This is a genomic window from Corallococcus interemptor, assembly GCF_003668875.1.
GTDB classification, from domain to species: domain Bacteria; phylum Myxococcota; class Myxococcia; order Myxococcales; family Myxococcaceae; genus Corallococcus; species Corallococcus interemptor.
The window spans coordinates 1-7183 of sequence record NZ_RAWM01000217.1; the positions used below are offsets into that span (position 1 = coordinate 1).

General features: G+C 72.4%; 1 protein-coding gene. It reads right to left on the reverse strand.

The genetic code is table 11. The annotated features are described in order from the left end of the window. On the reverse strand, positions 1–7183 hold a 7183-nt coding region (locus D7X96_RS38060; RefSeq protein WP_121771926.1), incomplete at both ends, for a non-ribosomal peptide synthetase/type I polyketide synthase.

Sequence of the window (7183 nt, forward strand, 5' to 3'; positions counted from 1 at the left end):
GGGGCAGGGGACGGGGCCGCGTGAGAAGATGCGGAGGCCGTGTTCGCGGTCGCGCTGGCGAAGGCCGTGTCCGTGCCTGGAGGCAAAGACGCCTCGTGCGGCAGCGTTCCCGCGTCCGGACGTGCCGTGCGCGCCGGAGCCGAGGCCGTCATCGCTGACACGGACCGAGGGGCGCGGACCGTCACCAGGGCCAGGTCGGACGACACGTCGGGCAGACGTTCAGCGGGCGCTGCCGGAGCCGCGGGCGCCCGGACGGGAACCGCCGCGGGCGGCGCGAACGGGGACGTCGCGGCGCGCGCTCTCGGCTGCACCCAGACCGGCTTCGTCTGGAACGCATAGGTCGGCAGGTGCAGCCGCAGGCGCTGTTCGTGCGCGTAGAACGCGCTCCAGTCCACGGCCACACCCGCGACCCACAGGTCTCCCACGGCCTGGAGCCAGCCCATCTGCTCCGTCGTCGTCCCACCCCGGCGCAACGACGCCACCGCGAGGACGGCAGGACCGCCCTCGGCCCGGACCAGGTTCGCGCGCACCAGGGGCGTCACGTCCTGTCCCGGCCCCACCTCCAACAACACCGAGCAGCCTTCCGCCTGGATCGCCTCCACCGCGCGCGTGAAGCGCACCGGCTGGCGCATCTGCTCCGTCCAGTAATCCGGCTGCGCGAGCTGCCCCGGCCGCACCACCGCGCCCGTGAGGCTGGACACGTAGCGCACCGTGGGCTCCGACCAGCGCAGCGTGCCCACCACGCGCGCCAGCTCCGGCATCAGCGGCTCCACATCCGCGGAATGGAACGCATGCGGCGCGGGCATCCGCACGACGCCCGCCCGATGCTGCTCCTTCAGCTCCGCTTCCAGCCGCGCCACGTCCTCCACCGGCCCGGACACCACGCAGCGGTCCAGAGCATTCACCGCCGCCACCGACAAGCGGTCCGTCAGCAACGGCTGCACGCGCTCCACGGGCAGGGCCACCGCCAGCATCGCGCCCGGCGGCATGCGGTGCATCAGCTCCCCGCGCACCACCGCGAGCCGCATCGCGTCCTCCAGCGACAGCGCGCCCGCGACACACGCAGCCGCGTACTCGCCGAAGCTGTGCCCCGTCACCGCGTGTGGCGTCACTCCCAGGTCCCGCCACATCCGAGCCAACGCCACCTGCACGCTGAACAGCGCGGGCAACGCCACGCGCGTATCCGCGAGGCTCGCCTGGGCCTCGGTCTCCGCACCCGCCGAGGGCGACAGCAGGCCCGACACGCGCGCCCGCAGCGGCGCCTCCAGCAGCGCGAGGCACGCGTCCAGGTGCGCGCGGAAGTGGGGCGACGCCTCCGCCAGCTCACGCCCCATGGCCACCTGCTGCGTTCCCTGACCGGAGAACACGAACGCCACGCGCGGCGCCTTGTTCAACCCCTTCACCGCCACCGACGGCTTCTGGAGCTGCCGCGCCAGGTCCGCTGCGTCCTTCACCACCATCGCGCGCCGGTACTCGAAGACCTTGCGACCCACGGCCTGCGTGAACGCCAGGTCCGCGATCGCCGAGTCCGCAACGCCCTTCGCCTCCAACCGCCGCGCCGCTGCCTCCAGCGCCTCCGGCGAACGCGCGGACAGCACGACGAGCTGGTGAGACCGCGTGGTGGAACCACTCTGCCGCATGGGGGCTTCCTCGAGGATGGCGTGGGCATTGGTGCCACCAATGCCGAAGGAGCTGACCGCGGCGAAGCGAGGCGTCTCGCTCCGAGGCCACGACCGCAAGGTGGTGTTGACGAAGAACGGCCCCGCGTCGAAGTCGATCTGCGGATTGGGCCGCTCGAAGTGGAGGCTGGGAGGAATCTCCCCGTGGTGCAGCGACAGCGCGGCCTTCATCAGGCCCGCCAGGCCCGCGGCCGTATCCAGGTGGCCCACGTTCGTCTTCAGCGACGCCAGCGCGATGCGGCCCCGGTGCTCCGAGCCCAGCCCATACGCACGCGTCAGCGCCGCCACTTCGATCGGGTCCCCCAGCGGCGTCGCGGTGCCATGGGCCTCCACGTAGCCCACGGCCTCCGGAGACACGCCCGCGTTGGCCAGCGCCTGGGAAATCACGGCCGCCTGTCCCTGCACGCTGGGCGCGGTGAAGCCGGACTTGTTCCGGCCATCGTTGTTCAGCGCCGAGCCCCGGATGACGGCATAGATGTCATCCCCATCCCGGATGGCGTCCTCCAGGCGCTTGAGCACCACCGCGCCCACGCCATTGCCGGGCAGCGTCCCCTGGGCCCGAGCGTCGAACGCACGGCAGTGACCGTCCGGGGAAAAGATGAGTCCTTCCTGCGCCACGTAGCCCGTGCGCTGCGGGACCGACAACCGCGTGGCCCCCGCGAGCGCCACGTCGGACTGGCCGCCCCGCAGGCTCTGACAGGCCAGGTGCACCGCGACCAGGCCCGTGGAGCACGCGGTGTAGAGCAGCGTGCTCTCACCGGTGAGCCCCAGCTTGAAGGACGCCTTCGTCGGCAGGCTCTCGTGCGTGGCGGTGCCGTTCAGCTCGAAGAAGGACGCCGCGTCCAGCGGCATGGCCTGCCGCACGGCCTCCGCGTATCCGGAGGCCGCGGCGCCCGCGTACAGCGAGATGGCACCGGGGTAGCGGTCCGGATTGATGCCCGCGTCCTCCAGCGCGGCCCAGGCTGTCTGGAGGAACAGCCGCTGCTGCGGATCCGTGAACTGCGCCTCGCGCAGCGACATGTCGAAGAACGCGTGGTCGAACGCGTCCACGTCGTCCAGGACGCCGCCGGCCGGAACGAACGACGGGTGGTACCAGAGCTCGAACCCTTCCGGCAGCGAGGGCAGGTGCTCCAGCTCCTCCGGTGTGAAGCACGAGATGGACTCCACGCCTTCACGCAGGTTGCGCCAGAACGCCTCCACCGTCCGAGCCCCGGGGAACTGGCCCGCCATGCCGATGATGGCGATGGAGCCGGACGTGCCCGCCTTCGACGCCTCACGAGGGCGGTGGCCCGTCGCGGTGGGCGAGGGTGCTCCCGGAGACCGGGCCTCCTGCTCCAGCCGCTGGGCCAGCGACTCCACCGTCGGGTGTTCGAACAGCCAGACCACGGGCACGTCGCGGCCCAGCGTCTCCTTGAGCCGCGAGGCGAGCCGCATCACCGACAGCGACGTGCCGCCCAGGTCGTTGAACAGGTGGTCCTGCGTGCCCACCCGGTCGGCCCCCAGCTCGCGGGCCCACGTGGAGGCGATCCGCTCCTCCAGCGGGTAGGAAGGCGCCACGTAGCGCTCGCGCCGGCCGGTGGCCTCCGAGTCCGGTGCGGGCAGGGCCTTGCGGTCCACCTTGCCGCTGGGATTCAAGGGCAGGGCGGGGAGCGCCACGAACAGCGACGGCACCATGTAGTCGGGAAGCTTGCGGCGCAGCGCCTCCCGCAGCCGCGTGGGCTCCAGCACCTGCCCGGCGCGCGGCATCGCGTAGGCGACGAGCCGCTTGTCGCCGGGCACGTCCTCGCGCACCACCACGGCGGCCTCGTGCACCTCGGGCAGCTCGCGCAGGGCGGACTCCACCTCCGCCAGCTCGATGCGGAAGCCGCGCACCTTCACCTGGTGATCCGTGCGGCCCAGGAAGTCGAGCGTCCCGTCCGCGCGCCAGCGGACCCGGTCGCCCGTGCGGTACAGCCGCGCGCCGGGCGTCGTGGCGAAGGCATCGGGCACGAAGCGCTCGGCCGTCAGCTCCGGCCGGGACACGTAGCCCCGGGCCACGCCGTCGCCGCCCAGGAACAACTCCCCGGGCACGCCCACCGGCACGGGCTGGAGCCGCGCGTCCAGCACGTACGCAGTGGTGTTCGCGATGGGCCCGCCAATGGGCACCGACGCGCCCGTCTGCTCCGGACGCTCCACCGTGAAGCACGCGGCGGCCACCGAGCATTCACTGGGGCCATAGGCGTTGATGACCGGCCGCCCCAGGGACTCCAATGCCCGGCGCACATGTGAGGCGGAGACGACGTCGCCTCCCACGTGCAGCTCGCGCAACCGCCCGAGGATGTCCGGCCGGTGCTCCACCAGCTGCGAGAACAGGCCCGACGGCAGGTGGACGAAGCTCACCGCGTGGCGCTCCACCACGCGCGCGAGCGTGTCCATGTCTCCGGCCGGAACGTGACCGGGGAAGACCACCAGCCGGCCGCCGTGCAGCAGCATCGTCCACAGCTCCATCACGGAGCCGTCGAAGGACAACGGCGCGAAGAGCATGCCCGTCTCGCGCGTACCGAGGCGGAAGTACGGCTCGGCGTGCACGAGGCGCAGCACGCCGCGCTGTTCAACGGCCACGCCCTTGGGGCGCCCGGAGCTGCCGGACGTGAAGACGACATAGGCCAGGTTGCGCGGGCCCACGTTGATGTCGGGCGCGGTGACGGGCTGGCCTTCGAGCGCCAGCGCATCCACGAAGAGACATGGCAGGAACGCGTCCGGCACGCGCAGCCGCTCCCGCAGCGCGCGCGTGGTGAGCAGCATCCGGGGGCGGGCGTCCTCCATCATGAAGGCCAGCCGTTGCGCCGGATACGACGCGTCCATCGGGACGTACGCGCCGCCCGCCTTGAGGACGGCGAGCACCGAGACCACGTAGTCCACGGAGCGCTCCATGCACACCGCCACCGGAACGTCCGGGCCCACGCCCCGCGCCCGCAGGAAGTGCGCCAGCGGATTGGCCCGCGCCTCCAGCTGCGCGTACGTCAGGCGGACGTCGCCGTCCTCCACGGCGATGGCCTCCGGAGTCCGGGCGACCTGGAGCGCGAACTGCTCGGGGAGGGTGCGGCCGGAAGGGTAGGCGCGGGCCGTCTCATTCCACGCGGTGAGCACCTGGTGGCGCTCGCCGGCCGTCATCCAGGGGAGCTGGAGGATGGACGTGTCCGGGGCCGCGATGGCGGCCTCCAGCAGCACGAGGAAGTGACCGGCCAGCCGCGCCACGGTGTCCGCGTCGAACAGCTCCGTGGCGTACTCGAGCCACCCCTCGAAGCCTTCGGGAGACTCCGCCAGGGACAGCGTGAGGTCGAACATGGACGTGCCGGTGTGCACGTCCAGGAGCCGCGACTGGAGGCCCGGAAGGACGGGCGCGTCCACGCGTGCGCCCTGCAGGTTGAACATCACCTGGAACAGCGGCGTGTAGCCCAGCTCGCGAGGAGGCCGGAGCGCCTCCACCACGCGTTCGAAGGGCACGTCCTGGTGCGCGTACGCACCCAGCGCCGTGTCCCGCACGCGGCCCAGCAGCTCCCGGAACGAAGGGGCGCCCGACAGCCGCGTGCGCAGGACCAGCGAGTTGACGAAGAGGCCCACGAGCCCCTGGATCTCCGCGCGCTGACGGCCCGCGATGGCCGTGCCCACGCTGACGTCGTCCTGACCCGCGCGGCGCGCGAGCACGGTCTGGAAGGCCGCGAGCAGGACCATGAACGGAGTGACGCCTTCGCGCTCGGCCAGTGTCCGGACGGAGGCCGCGAGCCGCGCGTCGAGCACCACGGGGACCCGAGCCCCCGCCGAACCACGCCGGGCGGGACGCGGCCGGTCCGTGGCCAGCTCCAACAGCTGGGGAGCGCCGGAGAGCTGCGTCCGCCAGTAGTCCAGCCGCGACTCCAGCGCGGCGCCGCTCAGGGCCTCCCGCTGCCAGTCGGCGGCGTCGGCGTAATCCAGGGGCAGGGCGGGCAGGGGGGATGGGCGGCCCTCGCGCAGCGCCGCGTAGATGGCGGAGACGTCGCGCACCAGCACCGCCATGGACGTGGCGTCCGACACGGCATGGTGCATGACGAGCACCAGCACGTGGGTCCGAGCATCCAGCGTGAGCAGCGTGGCGCGCACCAGCGGTCCGCGTTCCAGGTCGAACGGGCGGCGGGCCTCTTCATGGGCCAGTCGGAGCGCTTCGGCCTCGCGGGCTTCGGCGGGCAGGGACTCCAGCGACACCCGGGCCAGCGGCAGGGACGCGTCCGCGGAGATGATCTGCCGGGGCTGTCCCGGGGCCTCGCGGAAGGAGGTCCGCAGTCCTTCATGCCGGGCCGCGAGCGCCACGAGGCTGCCCTCCAGCGCGGCCACGTCCAGCGAGCCCTCCAGGCGCACGGCGGCGGGCAGGTTGTAGGAGACGTCTCCGGGTGCGTACTTCGACAGGAAGAACAGCCGGGCTTGTGAGGACGAAGCCTCGCGGTCCCCGCCCAGGTCGCGGCGGCGAGGCGCGGAGCCGGCGGTGTCACGGAGGGACGCCAGCCGGTGCGCCAGGGACGTGATGCTCGGGCCCTGGAGCAGCCATTCCATGGGCACCGTGAGGCCCATGCCCGTGCCGACTTCGTGGGCCAGGTCCACCGCGCCCAGCGAGTCCAATCCGTAGCGCGTCACCGGAGCATCGACGTCGATGTCCTCACGGAGCATGCGCGCGTGCCGGGCCACGATGTCGCGCAGCCAGCCCACCAGCGCCTCAGCGTCCTGGCCAGAGTGCGAATCCAACGCAGATGCACTACGCGAGACCTCGGTAGCCGCGACAGCGGAGGGAAGGGGAGTGACGGAGGAAGGACTCTCCGCCCGCCACGCCATCACCTCCTGCAACGTCCCGTTCAGGAACGCCGCACGGCACGCGTGACGCTGCACCTTGCCGCTGCTCGTCTTCGGCAGGCTGCCCGGTTCAATCAGCACCACCGCGTGCGCCTGTAGCTCGTGTGACTCCGCCAGCCGCTGACGGATGGCACCCACTGCCGCGTTCGCCACCTCCAGCTTCTGCCGCAAGTCTCCCAGTCGCCGGACGTCAACCTCCTGCACGACGACCGCGCGCTCCTCGCCCGCCACCTCCACCGAGAACACCGCGCCACCGCCTGGCCGCAGCGCCGGGTGTGCTGCCTCCACCGTTGCTTCCAAGTCCTGCGGGTAATGGTTTCTCCCGCGCAGGATGAGCAGGTCCTTGCGCCGTCCCGTGACGTACAGCTCTCCGTCCGGCCGCAGGAAACCCAGGTCCCCCGTGCGCAGGTATGGCCCCGACGCGTCACCGGCGATTCGCGCCTGGAACGTCTCGCGCGTCACGTCCTCGCGGCCCCAGTACCCCTGGGCCACGCTCGGGCCGGACACCCAGATTTCACCCACCTGCCCAGGCGCCCGCCGCTCCAGCGTCTCCGGGTCCACGATGGCCAGTCGCTGTTCCGCCAGCGTCCGGCCACACCCCACCAGCGTCCGTGCCCCGGCCTCCGCCGCGCCCACTTCCTCCG